Source organism: Paraburkholderia sp. RL17-383-BIF-A (assembly GCF_046028015.1).
Taxonomy (GTDB): Bacteria; Pseudomonadota; Gammaproteobacteria; order Burkholderiales; family Burkholderiaceae; genus Paraburkholderia.
Window position 1 is genome coordinate 1 of the sequence record NZ_JARESR010000040.1, and the last position, 17,156, is coordinate 17,156.

Annotated in this window: 16 protein-coding genes; 4 read left to right on the forward strand and 12 right to left on the reverse strand. The window is 63.7% G+C overall.

The window, feature by feature from the left end; genetic code table 11:
- Positions 1 to 187: 187 nt before the first annotated feature.
- The gene (locus P0D71_RS31300; protein ID WP_408483443.1) at positions 188 to 1,102 is read left to right on the forward strand and encodes a LysR family transcriptional regulator; all 915 of its coding nucleotides are present in this window, start codon (positions 188 to 190) and stop codon (positions 1,100 to 1,102) included.
- Positions 1,103 to 1,150: 48 nt separating this feature from the next.
- Here the strand turns inward: P0D71_RS31300 and P0D71_RS31305 are convergent, their stop codons facing one another.
- The 8 genes from P0D71_RS31305 to P0D71_RS31340 all read right to left on the reverse strand — a co-directional run bounded on the left by P0D71_RS31305 (position 1,151) and on the right by P0D71_RS31340 (position 9,656).
- Positions 1,151 to 1,552, reverse strand: coding sequence for a hypothetical protein (locus tag P0D71_RS31305; RefSeq protein ID WP_091806930.1), 402 nt, complete (start codon positions 1,550 to 1,552; stop codon positions 1,151 to 1,153).
- Positions 1,553 to 1,636: 84 nt separating this feature from the next.
- A complete protein-coding gene (locus tag P0D71_RS31310) occupies positions 1,637 to 3,316 on the reverse strand; it encodes an FGGY-family carbohydrate kinase (protein ID WP_408483444.1) in 1,680 nt (559 codons plus the stop codon).
- 95 nt (positions 3,317 to 3,411) lie between these two features.
- On the reverse strand, positions 3,412 to 4,140 hold the full coding sequence (locus tag P0D71_RS31315; RefSeq protein WP_408483445.1) for an SDR family oxidoreductase: 729 nt from the start codon (positions 4,138 to 4,140) through the stop codon (positions 3,412 to 3,414).
- Positions 4,141 to 4,165: 25 nt separating this feature from the next.
- Positions 4,166 to 5,449 (reverse strand): sugar ABC transporter permease, encoded by a 1,284-nt coding sequence (locus tag P0D71_RS31320; RefSeq protein ID WP_218157140.1) that lies wholly within the window; start codon positions 5,447 to 5,449, stop codon positions 4,166 to 4,168.
- A 14-nt stretch (positions 5,450 to 5,463) separates the two neighbouring features.
- Positions 5,464 to 6,267, reverse strand: coding sequence for an ATP-binding cassette domain-containing protein (locus P0D71_RS31325; RefSeq protein WP_408483446.1), 804 nt, complete (start codon positions 6,265 to 6,267; stop codon positions 5,464 to 5,466).
- Positions 6,268 to 6,335: 68 nt separating this feature from the next.
- Positions 6,336 to 7,394 (reverse strand): ABC transporter substrate-binding protein, encoded by a 1,059-nt coding sequence (locus P0D71_RS31330; RefSeq protein ID WP_408483447.1) that lies wholly within the window; start codon positions 7,392 to 7,394, stop codon positions 6,336 to 6,338.
- 79 nt (positions 7,395 to 7,473) lie between these two features.
- Positions 7,474 to 8,457 (reverse strand): AraC family transcriptional regulator, encoded by a 984-nt coding sequence (locus tag P0D71_RS31335; protein WP_408483448.1) that lies wholly within the window; start codon positions 8,455 to 8,457, stop codon positions 7,474 to 7,476.
- A gap of 347 nt (positions 8,458 to 8,804) precedes the next feature.
- Positions 8,805 to 9,656 (reverse strand): alpha/beta fold hydrolase, encoded by an 852-nt coding sequence (locus tag P0D71_RS31340; protein WP_408483449.1) that lies wholly within the window; start codon positions 9,654 to 9,656, stop codon positions 8,805 to 8,807.
- 126 nt (positions 9,657 to 9,782) lie between these two features.
- On the opposite strand from P0D71_RS31340, the gene P0D71_RS31345 reads away from it, so the two are divergent.
- Entirely contained in the window at positions 9,783 to 10,604 is an 822-nt protein-coding gene (locus P0D71_RS31345; protein ID WP_177205202.1) for a LysR substrate-binding domain-containing protein, read from the forward strand.
- A 30-nt stretch (positions 10,605 to 10,634) separates the two neighbouring features.
- On the opposite strand, the gene P0D71_RS31350 is transcribed toward P0D71_RS31345, so the two are convergent.
- From P0D71_RS31350 to P0D71_RS31365, 4 genes are read right to left on the reverse strand one after another with little or no spacing between them, the layout of a single operon-like run.
- Positions 10,635 to 11,564: a CobW family GTP-binding protein gene (locus tag P0D71_RS31350; protein WP_408483450.1), complete on the reverse strand. Its 930-nt coding sequence runs from the start codon at positions 11,562 to 11,564 to the stop codon at positions 10,635 to 10,637.
- Positions 11,561 to 13,222: an amidohydrolase gene (locus tag P0D71_RS31355; RefSeq protein ID WP_408483451.1), complete on the reverse strand. Its 1,662-nt coding sequence runs from the start codon at positions 13,220 to 13,222 to the stop codon at positions 11,561 to 11,563. The genes P0D71_RS31350 and P0D71_RS31355 overlap by 4 nt, the downstream gene beginning before the upstream one ends.
- 32 nt (positions 13,223 to 13,254) lie before the next feature.
- Positions 13,255 to 14,640, reverse strand: a complete 1,386-nt coding sequence (locus P0D71_RS31360) for a sodium:solute symporter family protein (protein ID WP_091806949.1) — start codon at positions 14,638 to 14,640, stop codon at positions 13,255 to 13,257.
- Positions 14,641 to 14,652: 12 nt separating this feature from the next.
- On the reverse strand, positions 14,653 to 14,862 hold the full coding sequence (locus P0D71_RS31365) for a DUF3311 domain-containing protein (RefSeq protein WP_091809144.1): 210 nt from the start codon (positions 14,860 to 14,862) through the stop codon (positions 14,653 to 14,655).
- 355 nt (positions 14,863 to 15,217) lie between these two features.
- On the opposite strand from P0D71_RS31365, the gene P0D71_RS31370 reads away from it, so the two are divergent.
- Both P0D71_RS31370 and P0D71_RS31375 read left to right on the forward strand, forming a co-directional pair.
- Complete coding sequence (locus tag P0D71_RS31370; protein WP_091806951.1) at positions 15,218 to 15,628, forward strand: nuclear transport factor 2 family protein; 411 nt, start codon at positions 15,218 to 15,220, stop codon at positions 15,626 to 15,628.
- A 13-nt stretch (positions 15,629 to 15,641) separates the two neighbouring features.
- On the forward strand, positions 15,642 to 17,057 hold the full coding sequence (locus P0D71_RS31375; protein WP_408483452.1) for an NAD(P)/FAD-dependent oxidoreductase: 1,416 nt from the start codon (positions 15,642 to 15,644) through the stop codon (positions 17,055 to 17,057).
- The last annotated feature ends 99 nt before the right edge of the window (positions 17,058 to 17,156 follow it).

Sequence of the window (17,156 nt, forward strand, 5' to 3'; positions counted from 1 at the left end):
AACGACATGGGCGCAGCCTCGGCCTTCTGCCATCTGTTCCGGCGAATGAATTCGGGTTCAGCACGCACGCCGGCGGTGTGATGGCTGATATCGTAAGCTACCCTGCATTGACAGTGCGTGCCGGCTGAAACGCCCAGACTCGATTGAAGGGCGCCGCGCCCAGCCGCAGTCCACTTTGGATTTCCACATGGATTACTTCGCAGCAGTCCGGACATTCGTGCGCGCAGCCGAACTGGGTAGTCTCACTCGCGCTGCCCAGGAGTTGTCCATCAAGACGTCGACCGCGTCGCGACATTTGAACGAACTCGAAGCCGATCTCCGCATTGCGCTTTTTAACCGGTCGACTCGTGGGCTCTCGCTCACGGAGGGCGGCAAGGTGTTCTACTCGCGCGTCTCGGAGGTGCTCACTCAGTTGAAGGATGCCAAGGACGCGACGTCGTCGCTCAACCAGAGTCCTTCCGGGGTGTTGCGTGTGACGCTGCCCGTTTCGTTCGGGCGGAAACACGTCGTGCCGCACATCGGCGAATTCATGGACCGGTATCGCGATATCGATGTCGATGCAATTTTCACGGACGACGTCCTCAATCTCATCGAGTCACAGGTCGATCTGGGCATCCGCATAGGCGCGTTGCAGGATTCGTCGCTGATGGCCCGCCGTCTCGCGCCGCACCGCGAGTTGGCATGCGCGGCGCCGGCGTATGTAAAGGCGAGCGGCGCACCCGTTACACCCGCTGCGCTGAAAGATCACGCTTGCCTGATGTTCTCGCGAACAGCGGGGAATGTCTGGTACATGAGGCCTCGGGCGGACACGGCGTCCGAGTGGCAGAAGGCGAGCGCGAGTGGCCGCCTCACGATCGACGATACCGATGCGTTGCTTGCAGTCACGTTGGCTGGAAGAGGGATCGCACTACTGCCCAGCTGGCTGGCGGACGAAGCACTCGGCGACGGTCGTCTCACACGCATATTGCCGGACTGGGATATCCGTTCGTCGCGCGAAGAAGCTTCGGTCTGGGCGGTTTATCCGAGGAAGAAAACGGTGTCGTCCAAGGTTCGGTCGTTTATCGACTTTCTCGCTGAAAAACTTGGCGAGACGCCGCACTGACATACCACGACCTGTCGGAATCGTCAGCGCCTCGCGCGGCGAGTGCAATCACTCCTCGCATTTCACGTCCTTCTTTTGCACGACGATAATCACCGGATACGTTCCCCGGTCCAGTTCGACGCGCGCGACCACGGCCATCGTCGTACTGTCGATATCGTCGTACACGCTGACTTTTTCATTCCGAAGGCTCGTGATGCCGGTACAGCCCGACGCGCGCCCTTCGTCAGAGACCTTGCATTGGATCGGGTTGTCCGCGAGGAAGCGATATCTGTCTCTGTCCGGGGTCGCCAGGTATTCGCGAAAGCTCTGTGCCGCGCCACCGATGCCGGTGACATACCCGATCGCGCACTCCAGTTTGGGCGTTTCGCTACCCGCGGGTGTTTCGGCGCTCGTCGTCGCGCTCGCGGCCGCGATGACGACCGCGAGTGTCGATGCAAGGAGGTATTTCATGGCGCATGTCACGGTTGTCGGATCGAAGTGCTGGATTGTAAAGGCATCTCGCCCAACGCGGCGCCACCGTCGCCGTGGGTAGGTCTAGCGGATCTCTCTGGCCACGCTTTGCAGCTTCAGGAAGGCGCGATAGCGCGCCTCGTGCAGTTGCGCGATGTCGCTCGCGCCAGGTTCGTAGGTCTTGCTGATCTGCGACATCCTCGCCATTGCCGAGCGCACGTTATCGAACTGGCCGCCTGCCACGCCGCCCAGCATGGCGGCACCCAGCAGCACGGGCTCTTCCGCCTGCGTGGCGAACACGGGTTTGCCCGTTGCATCCGCGAGCAGTTGCCGAACCAGATCGAGCCGTCCAGCGCCGCCGCTGATCACCACCCGCTCGATCGGCGCACCCGCGTTGGCCTGCGTTTCGATGATCTGCCGAAGTCCGTAACCGATACTGCACAGGCCGGCAATGTAGAGGGCGACGAGGCTGTCCAGGTCGTCTTCCATTCCAAGGCCCGCAATCACGGCCCTTGCGTGCGGGTCGGCCAGCGGAGCACGGTTCCCCAAGAACTCCGGCACGACATGCAGGCCGCCGGCCAGCAACGCGGTGCCTGACACACTATCGGCCGACTGCACGGCGAGGGCGGCGAGCAGGGCCGGCAAGGACTGGCCCTCGCGCTGCGCGCGAAGCCGTGCGTCGGAAGACGCGGGATGCATGGCAAGCAGTCGTTCGATGGCCGCGCCGGCTACCGATTGGCCGCCCTCGTTGAGCCAGGCATCCGGCACCATCGCCGAAAAATACGGTCCCCACACGCCGGGCACGAAGACCGGACTGCGGGTCGTGGTCATCGTGCACGACGAGGTGCCGAACACATAGGCGAGACAGGACTCGGGGTCGCCGTCGGCGCCGACCGTGCCGATCCCACCGGCATGGGCGTCGATCACGCCCGTGGCGACCGGCGTTCCGGTTCGCAAGCCGAGTTGCGCGGCGGCGTCCGCGGTCAGGCCGCTGCCCAGCGGCGTGCCGGGATCGACGACACGCTGGCCGATGCGTGCAAAGCCTTCGTCCGCCAGCACGCCAAGGCCGACGCTGCGAAAGTAGCTCTCGTCCCAGCGCCGCTCGTGCGCCAGATAGGTCCATTTGCAAGTGACCGTGCAGGTCGACCTGGCCAGATCGCCGGTTGCGCGCCAGGTCAGGAAGTCGGTCAGATCGAAGAACTGCCAGGCCGCCGCGAAGACGCCCGGCCTGTTCTCGAGAAGCCACAGCAGCTTGGGCGTCTCCATTTCCGGCGAGATCTTGCCGCCGACATAGTTCAGCACCTCGTGACCCGTCGCATTGATGCGCTCCGCCTGCGCCACGGCGCGGTGATCCATCCAGACGATGATGTCGCGCTCGGCCTGCTCCGAGGGGCCCACCGGCAATGGCTGGCCGCCCGCACCGAGCACGACGAGCGAACAGGTGGCGTCGAAGCCGATCCCGGCGACCTGAGCCGGCGACACGGCGGCCTGCGACAGCGCGTCTTTCACGGAATCGCAGACAGCCGTCCAGATTTCGCCACTCGACTGCTCGACGATGGAACCGCTCGCATGGAACAGCGTGATGTCACGCCTGGCCGACGCCACCATACGGCCGGCGAGGTCGAAGAGTCCGGCCCGGGCACTGCCCGTGCCGACGTCCACGCCGATGACATAGCGCGCGTCGCGCGCGCTGTCTGCCGGGCTGTGGGTCGCACTGTGGGTCGATCTTTGACTCGCGCCGGAAGTCGGGTTCTCTGAGGTCATGGCTTGCTGCCTGCTCACTATCGCGTTAGGGGTTAGGGGTAGCGTTTCTGAAGGACGGCGGGCGGCCCACAGTGGGCCCGCCCGGGTCGAGCGTTTCACAGATCGACGTTGTTCGGCAGGATCACGAGATCACGAATGGTCACGTTGCCCGGCCGCGTCAGCATGAAGAGTACGGCATCGGCGACCTCTTTGGGCTGCATCAGGCTGCCCGAGGCAAGCGCTTCATCCATCTTTGCTTTCGGCCAGTCGTCGAGCAGGGCCGTCACGACCGGGCCGGGCGCCACCGCGCCGACCCGCACGCCATGCTTGGCGAGCTGGCGGCGTGTCGTGTGAACGAAGGCCTGCACCGCGAATTTGGACGCCGTGTAGATCGGTTCCCAAACCACCGGCACGATCCCGGCGATCGAACTGGTGAAGATAACGTCGCCCGACTTTTGCGCGACCATGTGCGGCAGCACGGCGTGGACCGAGCGGAACGCGGCATTGATGTTCAGGTTCAGCACGCGGTCCCATTCGTCCGGATTGCCGTCCACCACATCGCCGCCGACGTACGCGCCGGCATTCGCATGGAAGATATCGAGGCCGCCCGCGAGTGCGAGGATTGACGGCAGCAGCGCATCCACTTCCGATGGCTGCAGCAGATCCACCACCAGTGGCAGCGCGTTCGGCCCCAGTTCCGCGCAAAGTTGTTCGAGTCTCTCCCTGGCACGGTCGATCAGTACTACCTTCGCGCCTTGCGCGATCAGTACGCGCGCGCACTCGAGGCCGATGCCCGATGCCGCGCCCGTGATGGCGGCAACCTTTCCCTTGATGGATTCAGTCATTCGCTGTTCTCCTGGATTGCTTGAATTACGCGCGGCCATGCGAGACGCGGGACTGCCGGGCAAGCGAGTCGACGATCACCGCGATCGCCAGCACCGCGCCGGTGATCATGAAGCGCAACGAGGACGACAGGTTCAGTAGCGTCAGGCCGCTGGCGATCGACTGGATCACGATGATGCCCAGCACCGCTGAATACGCGCTGCCACGGCCGCCGAACAGACTCGTGCCGCCGATCACCGCCGCGGCGATCGCGTTCAGGTTCACGTCGCCGCTGCCGGCCTGCTGACTGGCCGAGGCGAGCCGCGCCGCGGTCAGCACGCCGCCGAGCGCGGCAAGGCTCGCGCACAGCACGAAGGCACTCGTGTAGATGGCGCCGACCTTGATGCCGGCCCGCCGCGCGGCCTCGTGATTGCCGCCGACCGCGTGCATCGAGCGACCCCAGCGGGTTCTCTTGAGCGCATAGTCCATCGCGACCGAGAGTCCGAGGAAGACGCCGAACATCAGCGGGACGCCTCGCCCCTGGTTGAGATAGGCCACCACGGCCTCCAGGAGGACCGTAATGGCGAGGGCGCGTGCGAGCAGGCTGCCCACCGAGGGCGCGGAGAGCTGGGACGCGCGGCGGCGCTCGCGCGTGCGCAACCCGAGCGCCAGCATCACCGCACCCGGCGCCAGTGCGAGGAGATACGAAATCACGGCCGGGATGATGATGAGCTGCCCGAGATTCACTATCGCCGAACCGTAAGGCAGGTTGATCGAACCGGTCGCGCCGAGCACGTACAACTGCATGCCGAGGATCGCGAGCAGCCCGGCCAGTGTCGCCACGAAGCTCGGCATGCCGAGCCGGTTGAGCAGCAGCGCGTACAACGCGCCGATCAGCGCGCCGACGGCGATGGCGGCGACGATAGCCAGCAGCACCGGCCAGCCGTGATTGACCCAGAGCATGCCGACGAGCGCCGAAGCGAAGCCGCTCATCGAGCCGACCGAGAGGTCGATCTGTCCCACCATCAGCACACAGACGATGCCGAGCGAGATCACGCCCACCGTCGAGCAGTCGAACAGCAGATTGACCAGGTTGTCGGCCGAGAGGAACACCGGGTTCAGGCTGGTGAACACGGTCCAGATGATGATCAGGCCCGCCACGACCGGCAACGAACCGAGATCGCCCGAGCGCACCCGTTCGACGAACTCGGAAACGGTGCCGCCGATGCCGGTGGCGTGCTTCACGCGGATATCGCTGCGGTCGAGCAGCGTGGACGGTTGCGGCTCGCCTTGCGGCTCACGCTGCGGGGCGCCTTGCATTTGATTGCTCATGATGGTTCCTTGGTTCAGGCACCCAGCTCGGACTGGCGCCGGCCGGCGCGGCGCGACACGGCGTTTTCGGTCGCGCCGGTGATCGCGGCGACCAGTTCCTGATTCGACGAGTCGGGATAGAAGACACCGTTGTTGCGGCCGAGCCGCAGCACCACGATGCGGTCCGCGACGGCGCGGACGTCCTCCATGTTGTGGCTGATCATGATGACGGCGTGGCCGCGGTCGCGCACCCGCTCGATCAGGTTCAGCACCTCGGCGGTTTGGGCCACGCCCAGCGCCGCCGTGGGTTCGTCGAGCATGATCAGCTTCGGGTCCAGCAGCAGCGAGCGCGCGATCGCCACGGTCTGGCGCTGCCCGCCCGAGAGCGAGGCGACCACGTCGCGCACGCTGGGAATGCGCGCCGACAGTTCGTTCAGAAGCGTCCAGGCTTTCACCTCCATGGCCACTTCGTCGAGGCGCAGCGGATTCAGTTCGCGCCCGAGATAGATGTTCGCGGCGACATCCAGGTTTTCGCACAAGGCGAGGTCCTGGAACACCGTGGCGATGCCCAGATCGAGCGCCGCGCCCGGATCGGGCAGCGTGACTTCCTTGCCGCCGAAGGTGATGGTGCCGGTGCTGGGTTGATGGACCCCGGCGAGCACCTTCACCAGGGTTGATTTGCCGGCGCCGTTGTCGCCCACCAGGGCGACCACTTCGCCGGCATGCACGTCGAGCTCGATGTCCGTCAGGGCCGAGACCGCGCCGAAGTGCTTCGAGACGCCGCGCAGGCTCAGCACCAGTTCGCCGCGCCGGGATCGTGTTGTGGCGTGATCAGTCATGGGACGGATACCTCATGGAGAGTTGACGGACCCGGCACGCGCCGGGTCCGTCCGGGGCTTGCGCCGGCTCAGTACGTGATGCCGAGCTTCTTGCAGCCTTCGGCATAGCGGTCGGTGCACAGATCCTTGCCGCTCGCGAAGCCCTTGTCGACGACCTCCGCCTTGAGGTTCTTCGCCGTGATGACCGCCGGCTTGAAGAGCTGCGACGGCGTGTTGAACAACGTGGTTTCACCCTTCGGTGTCTGGCCGGACAGGAAACCGACCGCCACCTTGGCCGCCGCCGCTGCGACGATCTCGCTCGGCTTGAGGATCGTGTTGTATTCGTCGCCCGCGATGATCAACTGCAACCCCGCGATCGTCGCGTCGTTGCCGGTCACCGGCGGCACCGGATTGACGCCGGCTGCCTTGAACGCCGCGACGGCCCCGCCGCCCGTGCCGTCGTTGGCGGCCACTACGCCGACGATCTGCGAGCCGAAGCGGGTGATCTGTCCGCTGACCCACTGCTGGGCCTTCGGCGGAGCCCAGTCCGGCGTGTCGTACTCGGCCAGCGTCTTGTAGCCGCTGCCCTGCAAACCGGCGTGGATGCCCTTCTTGATCAGCCCGGCCGCGGCGTCGGTCGGCGAACCGTTCACTTCGAGCACGCCGCCCTTGGTGGTCGGCACGCCTGAGTCTTTCAGGTGCTGGACGAGCGATTGCGCAATGGCCTTGCCGATGCCTTCGTTGTCGAACGACACGTAGTAGTTGGCCGGCGTAGAGGGCACAGGCCGGTCATAGGCGATGACCTTGATGCCCTGGCCCTGCGCCATATGGACGAGCGACGCCGCGGCCGTCGAGTCCACCGGGTCGAGCACGATCACCTTCGCGCCTTGTGCGATCACCGAGTTGAACTGCTGCTGCTGCGTCGCGACGTCGGCGTTGGCGTTCTGATAGAGCACCTTGCAGTCGGGGCAGAGCTTGCTCATTTCGGTCTTGAAGCCGGGGAAGTCATGTTGCTCGTAGCGCGTCGAGGCCTGGTCGGGCATCAGGAACGCGACCGTGCCACTTGGCGCAGCCAAAGCAGCGGTGCTGCCCAGCAAGCTCAGGCTCAGGGCGCTGGCGCCGATGAGTTGGTTCGAAAGTCTGGTCATCGCATGTCTCCGTTTTTAGAAAAATTCCGGCGAAGCTGCTGCCGTGTTTGGGCCTGGGTGAGCCTTCTTGTGAAGTTCGTCAGTTGTGCGGGGCGTGTCCGGCGAGGCGCCGGTCATGCGCGATGTCGGACGATTCGGTCGCGCTGGCCGCATTCATTTGCTGATAAGCCCGCCATCGCGAGGGCGGCATGTCCTTGAGCAACAGGAACTGACGGTTGAAATTCGAGAGGTTGTTGAATCCGACCTGGTAGCAGATATCGGTGATAGTCAGCTCGCCTGACATCAGCAACTGGCACGCGAGATTGATGCGCAGCCGGTTCACGTACTGGACGAAGGGCACGCCGGTGTGCCGGCGGAAAGATCGCGAGAAGGCGCTGACGCTTTGTCCTGAGAGTTCGGCCAATTCCGCTTCCCGTAAAGCTTGTGACAGGTTCTTGCCGATATACGAGAGCACGTGATTGATGTGCGTCTCGGCATAACGTGCCGGGTCGGCGCGATAAGCGGCGCTTGCCAGCTTCGCGGGTTCGACGCTGTGCACGAGCAGGTCGAACAACGCGAGGAACAGCGTGATGCGCCGCATGCCTTGCGCGTTCAACATTTCGCGCATGATCGGCTCGGCGGCGGCGCCCGATTCCGCTGAGAACAGCACACCCCAGCGAGAAGCATCGAGCAACGGCTCCACGCGCCTGAGTTCGGGCAGAGCCTGAACGGCGCGCGCGATGAACGCGCCATCGAACTGCACGATAAGACAGCGCTCATCCACCCGATCGCCGCGCGGCACATTGCTGACCCAGTTGTGCGGCAGGTTCGAGCCCACCATCACGAGATTGCCCGGCGCGAAATTGCCGATGTAATCGCCGACGAAGTATTTGCCCGTGGTCGATGTGATCAGCTGAATTTCGTATTCAGGATGGAAGTGCCAGCGCACCGTGCGATAGGGATAACCATGCGACCAGACCTTGAACGACTCATCGCGCGGCACGGCGACCAGTTCGAGATCCGGCGGGACGATTTTGGCGCAACGGGCGTCCGCATGCGCGGCGGCGCCCAGAGTGGTGTGCATCTGTCTTCCTCCTGAGCCGGCCTATTCTTTTGGGCGCGGTTCGCGCACAACGCATTGCACCTGGCTATGAGAGGAAGTTAATCCTGTTGAGAGGATGCCGCCACTGAAAATCGGGCCGCAAACTGATACTTAATTGCATTCGGGTAAGTCCGTACAGCGCAGCCGCGTGGAAGAACGGCTCGGGTTCGCTGGCCGCGGAGAGCGGCTCTTTATCGGCAAATGCGTCGGCAAATGCGTCGGCAAATGCGATCGGCAAATGCGATCGGCGAATGCGATCGGCTGAGGAGGTGCGCGGCGAGCCGCGCTCCGACGCGAGGGGAGCGCGTCGGCGAACATCCGCAATGGAATCAGAAGCTGACGAACGCCTGCAGGAGCCGGTTGAACGCGCCGGCATTCGAGACATTCATGCCGTGCGACGCACCGGCAATGGTTTGCCTCTCCGCATAGCCGATCCATTCAGCGAGCTTCTCGACGTTGTTACGGAACATGCGGGGGCTGCGCTGCCCGTCGATCAGCAAGGTCCGGCATTTCACGTCGCGCGCCGCCTCATGGGAATAGGCGGGCAGGGGATCGCGGAACTGCTTGGGGAGCGTGTCCGCGTTGTCGATCGCCATGGTGCGGAAGGACGCCGGACTCTTGCGCCATGATCCGGGTGCGCTCACCGAGTCGACGAAAAGCTCCAGTCCCGCGTCGATTTCCCGGCTCTCGATCAGGTCGGCGACGCGCGCACGCAGCACGTTGGTCGCGGGCGGCAGCGACGCCTCCGCCGTGCCGTCGATCTGCAGCGGGCCGCCCGGGTCCGCGAGCGTCAGCGATTTCACCAGCCGTGGATAGTCGCGCGCGACATGGAATGCCACGCAGCCGCCCCGCGAATGGCCGACCAGATGGACGGGCGCAAGGCCGATCGCCTCGATGAACTCGGCCAGTTCGGCGACGTGCGTTTGCCAGCCGAACTCGCCCTGAATGCAAGCCTCGTTCGCGGGCCAGTAGTGGCTCAGGCTCACCGAGATGCAGCGGAAATGCTGCGACAGCGCCGCGGTCTGCGCGCTCCAATAACGATAGTCGCAGAGCGAGCCGTGCACGAAGACCAGCGGCTCGCCCTCTCCGCACTCGACATACGGCACGCAGATGCCGGATGCGATGGTCGCAAACGACAATTCCGGTACGGCAAGCACTGAGAAATCGGTACGGGCGTTCATTGACTGGCTCCTTTGCGGTCACTATGCCCGATGTCACTGTCTTAGAAAATCGCGTAAAATTGATCGAATCTATTCATTTTTCTGATACCAAGCCCATTGAAAGCGCTCGACCTAGACGTGATGACCATGATCGTGGCTGTCGCCGACACCGGCAATATCAGCCGGGCGGCGGAAGTCGTGCATCGCTCGCAGTCTGCGGTGAGCATGCAGATCAAGACGCTCGAGAGCGCGCTTGGCAAGCCGCTGTTCGTACGCAAGCCGAGAAATGTGGTTCCGACGCAGGACGGCGAAGTGCTGCTGACCTACGCCCGCCGCATGCTCGCCTTGCGGGAGGAGGCGTGGGCCGCGGTGGTGCGGCCTGACGTGACCGGGCGAGTGAGCATCGGCGTGCCGGACGACTACGCGTCGTCGCTGCTGCCGCCGATCCTGAAGAAGTTTTCCGCAAGCTATCCGAAGGTGGAGATTCAGGTGGTCGGTTTGCCGAGTGTCGCATTGGCGCCGATGGTGAAAGACGGCTCGGTCGATCTGGTGTGCGCAACGCGAGTGAAGGGCCTGTCCGGCGAGTTCATCCGGCTCGAGCCGATGGAGTGGGCAGCGGCGCCGAGCGCCGATGAAATCTGGCGCGAACGGCCGCTGCCGATCGCCGTGTTTCTGCCGGGCAGTGTGGCGCGGGAAAATGCCATTCGCAGCCTTGAACGCGCGAAGATTCCCTATCGGACCTCGTATGAAAGCCCGAGTCTGCTCGGCCTGCTGTCGATGGCCGAAGCAGGACTTGCGATTGTCCCCCTCGCGCGATGCGCGGTCCCGGCGCATTTCACGTTGCTCGGGCGTGCGCACGGCTTGCCCGAGATTCAGGCGCTCGAAATGGTGTTGGCGCGCAGCACCGCTTCGAAGCGACCGCCGTGTGATTTTCTGGCGGAGAAGATCGTTTCGGAGTTGAGGCGGTAGGTGCACCGGCGGTCTGCTGCGCTTCCGGGATCACGTGGCGATTTCCGCGCCCTTGAGAGCGGCAGTCGCCTTCGCCTGGTCTTTCGGATCGAACATGCCGATCAGCACGATCTGCGACTCCTCGCTGGTCCGGGCAGAGGACGCGCTGATCATCACGCGATTGCCGACCACATGCAACTCATGCAACGCGCCGTCACTCTCCAGACGGACGAACCCCTTCGCGCGCAACAGCTTCGCCGAAAAACCTTGCAGCGCTTCCTTGAGCTTCTTCCGGTTAAGCAGCGCCTGGGTGGCGAACGAAAAGCTGCACAAGTCTCGCGGCATGGGAGAGGCGTGCAGCGATAGCGCGGGGGTGTCACGCGCAGGCGTCATATGCTGGTCGAAGATCAGACCGGGCGGCACGGCGGCGTGCGTCGCCTGCACCATGACGCGGCTGCGCGAGAGCGCTTCGACGCGCTCCGCGACCGCCTGGCGCGAAGGCTCGTCGAGCAGATCCATCTTGTTCAAAACGATGGCCGTGGCGCCCTCGATCTGCCGCTGCGCAATGTCGCCGACATAAGGATCGGCCAGCGTTGCTTCGATGCGCTCCGCGTCCACGAGCACGACGATGCCGTCCAGACGAAACGCGCGATCGAGCAAGCCGATCTGTGCGATGCGGAGCGGGTCGGACACGCCGCTCGCCTCGATGATCAGCAGATCCGGCGTATCGGGGCGCGCACTCACGGCGAGCAGCGCCTCGACCAGCCGGCCGCCGATCGAACAGCAGACGCAGCCGTTCTCCAGATTGATCACGTCGCCGGTGCGCTGGCGAATCAGCGAAGCATCGATATTGATCGAGCCGAAGTCATTGACGAGCACGGTGATGCGCCGCGATCCGGCGTTGCTCAGAACATGGTTGAGCAGTGTCGTCTTGCCGGCGCCGAGATAACCGCCGATAACGACAAGTGGAATCGCGCTCATCCGACCGGCGCCTGGAAGATACGGCCGCCGAGCACCGTGCCCCACACTTCCAGTTCCTTGAGACGCTGCGGGGTGACCTCGGCAGGATCTTCCGCGAGCACCGCGAAATCCGCGAATTTGCCGACTTCGATACTGCCCACCAGATGATCCATTTTCAGCGTGTAGGCGGCGCCGAGCGTGATTGCGCGCAACGCGTCGGCAATCGGCACGCGTTCGTTCGCACCGAGCACGCGGCCCGACGATGTCTCGCGCTGCGAAGCGCACCACGCGGTGAACAGTGGATTCAGCGGCGTAATAGGCGCATCGGAATGAAACGCGAACGGAATGCCCAGGCGGCGCGCGGACTCTGCCGCATTCATGCGATTCGCGCGGTCCGCACCCATGGTTTGCGTATAGTGCGCATCGCCCCAGTAGTAAATGTGGTTCGAGAAAAAATTGATGCACAGGCCGAGGCTTTTGGCTCGCGCCAGTTGACTCGCGTCGGCCATCTGGCAGTGCTGCAGCGTATGCCGGTGATCGCGGCGCGGATGGCGTGCGAGAAGCTGCTCGAACGCGTCGAGCACGAGTTGGGTCGCTTCGTTGCCGTTGGTGTGAACGTGAAGTTGCAGGCCCGCTTCGTGAAATGGCGTGAACACCTCGACGAACTGGCTCGGCGGAATCAGCCATAAGCCATTGGGCTTGCCGTTCAGATAGCCGGGCCATTTCAGGCGCGCGGTGAATCCTTGAATCGAACCGTCGACGATAAACTTGACGGGGCCGAAGTGCAGCTTTGGCGTGGCGGTCCGCATGGCGGCGAGCACCTGTTGAGCGCCGCCTTCAGGACTGCGTTGCGGTGCGAACGCAGGCACGATGCGCACCGGAAAATCCGCATTCGCGGTGACTTCGCGCAGGTTGCGATTGCCCAGTTCGGAGAAGTCATTGACCAGATCGGTGGCGGTCGTCACGCCCGCGAGTTGGGCGACCCGGCCGAAATTCCAGATGGAGTTCGCGCTTTCGCTCGCGGCGATCGAGAGGCCCGAGCCGATTACGCGGTAGACCGGAAACATTGCCGCGAACTCCTGCAACTCGCCGGTCGGCTGGCCGCTGTCGTCCTTGTCGATGCCGTCGATATCCGTTTCCTCGTCGATGCCCGCGCGAGACAGCATGGCCGAATTGACGTTCATCAAGTGAACGCTCGCATGCAGGATCACGATGGGCCGCTCGGCGGACACCGTGTCCAGTTCCCGCACGGTCAGGCGAGCGGTGCCGAAGAAGATGGGATCGAAGCCCCAGGCGAGCAGTGCAGCGTCTGGGGACGTCATCTCCGCCTGGGCCGCGCGCAGGCGTTCGATCACGGCGTCCAGCGTCTTCAGGCCCGGCCAGCGCCGGCCATCGGGGCCGCGCCGGTCGTAGTAGCCGACATAAACGGCGTCCCACATCGCGCCTTCCATCAGATGGCAATGGCCTTCGACAAAACCAGGCATCAACACTTTGTCGTTGAAGGTGTCGATGATTTCGGCGTCGCCCCATTGCTGCACATCCTCTGCGTCGCCAACCGAGAGGATCCTGCCGTCGCGAATCGCGACGTGTGTCGCGTAAGGCTGCATGGGATTCATCGTCACGATTTTCTTCGCGACGAACACCTGGGTCGTCGGGCGCTTCTCTTCTCGTTGAGTCATAGGGCTATGATCGAAGTTCGTTCAGCTCAGTTTCAACCCAGCGCGTGCGCGCGGCTCGGTTTCGCGGTGAGGTTCACCGCAGTGACGACCAGAAGGTTCACGCCGAGGCATACCAGCCCCAGATTGAAGCCGCCAAGGTCGATTTGCAGCACGTAAAGAATGATCGCCAGCACTTGCCCGGTCAACATGCCTGATGCAATGGCAGCCGGCCGCACGCGCAGTCCGAACAGAACGACCATCACGCCGGGGAAAAATTGCGTCACGCCGTAATAGGTGGTGTTGATCAGCGTGAGCATCAGATTCGGCGTGAGCAGCGTCATCACGATCGACACCAGCAGGTACAGCACGATCACCACCTTCGCGCTCGTTTTCTGGCGGGCCTCCGGCATGCCCGGCAGGAGATTGCGAGTCACGATCGGGCCGATCGCGAGACAGATGCCGGCCAGCACGAGCAGCCCGGACAGCGACGCGCCGGCGGCGACGAGGCCGAGCAGCCAACCCGGCAACAGCCGGATCGCGGCCGCGAAGAACGCTTCATTCGGCGAGGCGAGATGCAGATTCTGACTGATCGCATAGTACGACGCGACCACGAGAAACGGATACATCAGCATGTAAAGCGGCATGGCGACCTGAGTGCGGCGGATCGTGTTGGCGCTCTTCGCGGTGAAAAAATTCTGTACCGCGAACGGCATGACGTAGAAGCCGAGCGACTGGAACAACATGGTGCTCATCGAGAAGGTCAGCTGGTGCGAGTTCATCCGGTTGCTCACATGCTGGCTGGCTGCATGAAAGACATCGGTCACCCCGACTTCCATCGATACGGCGACGCCGGTCACGACGATCGCCACGACCATCAGGATATCCTTGAGCACGGCGATATAAGCCGATGCCCGCACGCCCGCGATCGCGATATACGTGAACGCGAGCAATGCCGAAATCAGGATCAGATAGAGCGGTTTGAAGTTCCAGCCGAGACCGTTCAGCGCGGCAACGAGCCCGGTAAATTGCAGTTGGCCCCATGGCAAGAGAAACACGATCGCGGAGCCTGCAACGATCAGTTCGAGCGAGCGGCTCTGGAAATGTCCCTTGAACAGATCGGGCAGCGTGATCGCGTTGTAGCGCTTGCCGGCTTGCCAGATCTTCGGGCCGATGAAATAGCCCACCGGATAGGCGAGCAGAATGTAGCCGAGAAACCAGACGCCGTATGTCGGCCCTTTCGCATAGATGCCGCCCGGAAAGCCGACCATCGTGCCGATGCTGTAGATCTCGCCGGCTGCGAGAAAGAAGACGAGGTACGCACCGAACTGCCGCGATGCGACGAAGAAATCATGCACGCTCTGCGGACCGCGTCCCTTGTTCGAACGGATCGCGAGGTAAAGCGAGAAGGCGAGGAAGCCGAGAAAGACTGCGGTGGCCATCCGGACACTCCTTTAGCGGTTTTGCGGGTGGGACTCGTCGTGGCGGCTGTCGAACACGCGCCAGCAGATCATCAGGCAGCCGGAGGTGAGGATGAACCACGCGAAGATCCACGCATAGATGAACGGCACGCCCAATACGAAGCGGTCGACGGAAGCCACCCACGGCAGCAGGCCGATCACGCCCAGATAGGGAATGCCGAGTCCGATAAACAGTTTGAGCACCTCAACTCCTCGCAGCGTGAAGTCATGGACACGCGCGGCCATCAGCTCTGGCAGTCGCGCAAGGACAGGCAATCGGTACAGGTAAAGGCCAGTACCCGCAGTGTTGCCGAACAAAAAACCAGAACCATAGAGCCAGTTCACGGGAGTCGATGAGTCCAATTCAGCGGGCGCCGCAAAGAGGGCGCCGCGCGTGTCGAGATCCGCTTCATGGGCCACATTTGCGCCTGCTGCACCAGGCGAAAGCACCGCACTGGACCTACCGGCCGGGCACCCCCCTGCCTACAATTTCCTCACGGATCGCCAGCCGATGGCGGCGCCTCATGCCTTATCGAAAGTCATCCAGGAGGAGAGAGCAATGGCTCAAACACAGACCCCACTGCAGCACGTCACGGCCGACACGCTGGCCGCGTTTTCCGATGCGTTCAATCGTCACGACGCCAACGCGTTGATGACCTTCATGACCGACGATTGCGTGTTCGATGCAGCAGGCGGTCCGGAAGTCTTCGGCACGCGTTTCGTGGGTCGTGACGCCACACGTGCGGCGTTCGAAGCGGTGTTCAAGACCTTTCCCGACGCACATTGGGGCAAGGGCCGCCACTACGTGAGCGGCGAACGCGGCGTGTCCGAGTGGGTGTTCACGGGAACGCACGCGGAGGGCTGGCGTATCGAGGCGGAAGGATGCGACCTGTTCGAGTTCCGCGACGGCCTCATCGCGGTGAAGCGGGCGTTTCGCAAGGAACGTCCGAAGCAGAACCTCGTACGCTGATCGGGAGCTTCACATGGAGCACAGTGAAATCGAACGCGTCGCGCAAGGCATGCCGTCCGCCCCCGAAGACGATACGCGCTACGATCCGGCGTACGACCCGCTGGTGTCGCCCGGGCCGGGATGGGGCAAGCAATACGCGCCGACCTACTGGGTCGCGACCGCGGGCACGCCACCCGAAGACGACGGCCCGATCACGGCGGACGTCGACGTGGATGTGGCGATTATCGGCGGCGGCTATACCGGGCTCGCCACCGCGCTCTGTCTCGCACGGGAGCACGGCATCAAGGCGGTCGTGCTGGAAGCCAACAAGACGAGTTGGGGTTGCAGCAGCCGCAACGGTGGGCAAGGTCAGAACGCCTCGGGCCGTCTGTCGCGTTCCCAATGGATCGAGCGCTGGGGTAAAGATGTCGCGTTGAAAATGCACGACGAGATTCAGGAAGGGTTCGATAACTTCAAGTCGCTGATCGCGGAGATCGATTGCGATCCGCAACCCGGTGGCCATTTTCTGATCGCGCACCGTCCGCGCATCATGCAAAAGCTCGCCGCCGAGGCCAAGGTATGGAAGGACGTGTTCGGCTATCCGTCCGAACTGATCGACAAGCGCACCTTCCAGCGCGAGTATGTCAACGACGCGGAAGCGGCCGGCGCGCTTCACGAGCCGGAAGGGATCGGCATTCATGCGTTGAAGCTCGCCTTCGGTTATCTGCGGCTTGCCCGTGAAGCGGGCGCCAGGGTGCATCCGGCGAGCCCCGTGCTCGGCTGGGAAACCATCAATGGCGTGCATCATCTGCGCACACCCGGCGGCACCGTGCGCGCGCGTGCGGTCGGTATTGCGACCGGGGCGTATACGGCACAGACGCTGCACGCTTCGCTGCGCAGCCGCATCATGCCGATCCTGTCGAATTCGATGGTCACGCGTCCGCTCACGAAGCAGGAAATCGCCGCGTGCAACTTTCGCACGACCCAGGTGCTCACGGATACGCGCACGTTGCGCTTCTATTACCGTTTCCTGCCGGACAACCGCTTGCAGATCGGCAGCCGTTCCGCGATCACCGGCGCCGACGCGCCCAATTCGCGCCATTACGATCTGCTGGTGGAAGGCATGGTCCGCAAGTTTCCGGCCTTGCGTGGCGTCACGATCGACTACTCGTGGTGGGGCTGGGTGGACGTCAGTCACGACATGATGCCGCGCGTGTATCAGCCGGATCCGATGCAGACGGTGTACTACGCGCTCGGCTACGGCGGCAACGGCGTGTCGTATTCGCAGCAGGCGGGGCGCCGGCTCGCCGAACGCATTGCGGGAAAGGGCGCGAAGCAGACACTGCCGATTTTCACGTCGCCATTGCCCGGGCACCCGTTCGCGCCGTTCCGGCGGATCGGCCAGCGGATGCTGTATCAACTGTATTTCCGCCGCGACGAGAAACCCTGATACGGCGAGCGGCGGCTAGCCGTCGCTCATGCCGCGCTCGGCTCGAAACTTGCCGCCCGCACGGCGCAAACGGTGCACACTGGCACCATGCGCCGGTGC

Excerpts from the sequence above, each read along its gene's own strand:
- P0D71_RS31300 (WP_408483443.1), top strand. The coding sequence starts at position 188 with ATGGATTACTTCGCAGCAGTCCGGACATTCGTGCGCGCAGCCGAACTG.
- P0D71_RS31305 (WP_091806930.1), bottom strand. The coding sequence starts at position 1,552 with ATGAAATACCTCCTTGCATCGACACTCGCGGTCGTCATCGCGGCCGCG.
- P0D71_RS31310 (WP_408483444.1), bottom strand. The coding sequence starts at position 3,316 with ATGACCTCAGAGAACCCGACTTCCGGCGCGAGTCAAAGATCGACCCAC.
- P0D71_RS31315 (WP_408483445.1), bottom strand. The coding sequence starts at position 4,140 with ATGACTGAATCCATCAAGGGAAAGGTTGCCGCCATCACGGGCGCGGCA.
- P0D71_RS31320 (WP_218157140.1), bottom strand. The coding sequence starts at position 5,449 with ATGAGCAATCAAATGCAAGGCGCCCCGCAGCGTGAGCCGCAAGGCGAG.
- P0D71_RS31325 (WP_408483446.1), bottom strand. The coding sequence starts at position 6,267 with ATGACTGATCACGCCACAACACGATCCCGGCGCGGCGAACTGGTGCTG.
- P0D71_RS31330 (WP_408483447.1), bottom strand. The coding sequence starts at position 7,394 with ATGACCAGACTTTCGAACCAACTCATCGGCGCCAGCGCCCTGAGCCTG.
- P0D71_RS31335 (WP_408483448.1), bottom strand. The coding sequence starts at position 8,457 with ATGCACACCACTCTGGGCGCCGCCGCGCATGCGGACGCCCGTTGCGCC.
- P0D71_RS31340 (WP_408483449.1), bottom strand. The coding sequence starts at position 9,656 with ATGAACGCCCGTACCGATTTCTCAGTGCTTGCCGTACCGGAATTGTCG.
- P0D71_RS31345 (WP_177205202.1), top strand. The coding sequence starts at position 9,783 with ATGATCGTGGCTGTCGCCGACACCGGCAATATCAGCCGGGCGGCGGAA.
- P0D71_RS31350 (WP_408483450.1), bottom strand. The coding sequence starts at position 11,564 with ATGAGCGCGATTCCACTTGTCGTTATCGGCGGTTATCTCGGCGCCGGC.
- P0D71_RS31355 (WP_408483451.1), bottom strand. The coding sequence starts at position 13,222 with ATGACTCAACGAGAAGAGAAGCGCCCGACGACCCAGGTGTTCGTCGCG.
- P0D71_RS31360 (WP_091806949.1), bottom strand. The coding sequence starts at position 14,640 with ATGGCCACCGCAGTCTTTCTCGGCTTCCTCGCCTTCTCGCTTTACCTC.
- P0D71_RS31370 (WP_091806951.1), top strand. The coding sequence starts at position 15,218 with ATGGCTCAAACACAGACCCCACTGCAGCACGTCACGGCCGACACGCTG.
- P0D71_RS31375 (WP_408483452.1), top strand. The coding sequence starts at position 15,642 with ATGGAGCACAGTGAAATCGAACGCGTCGCGCAAGGCATGCCGTCCGCC.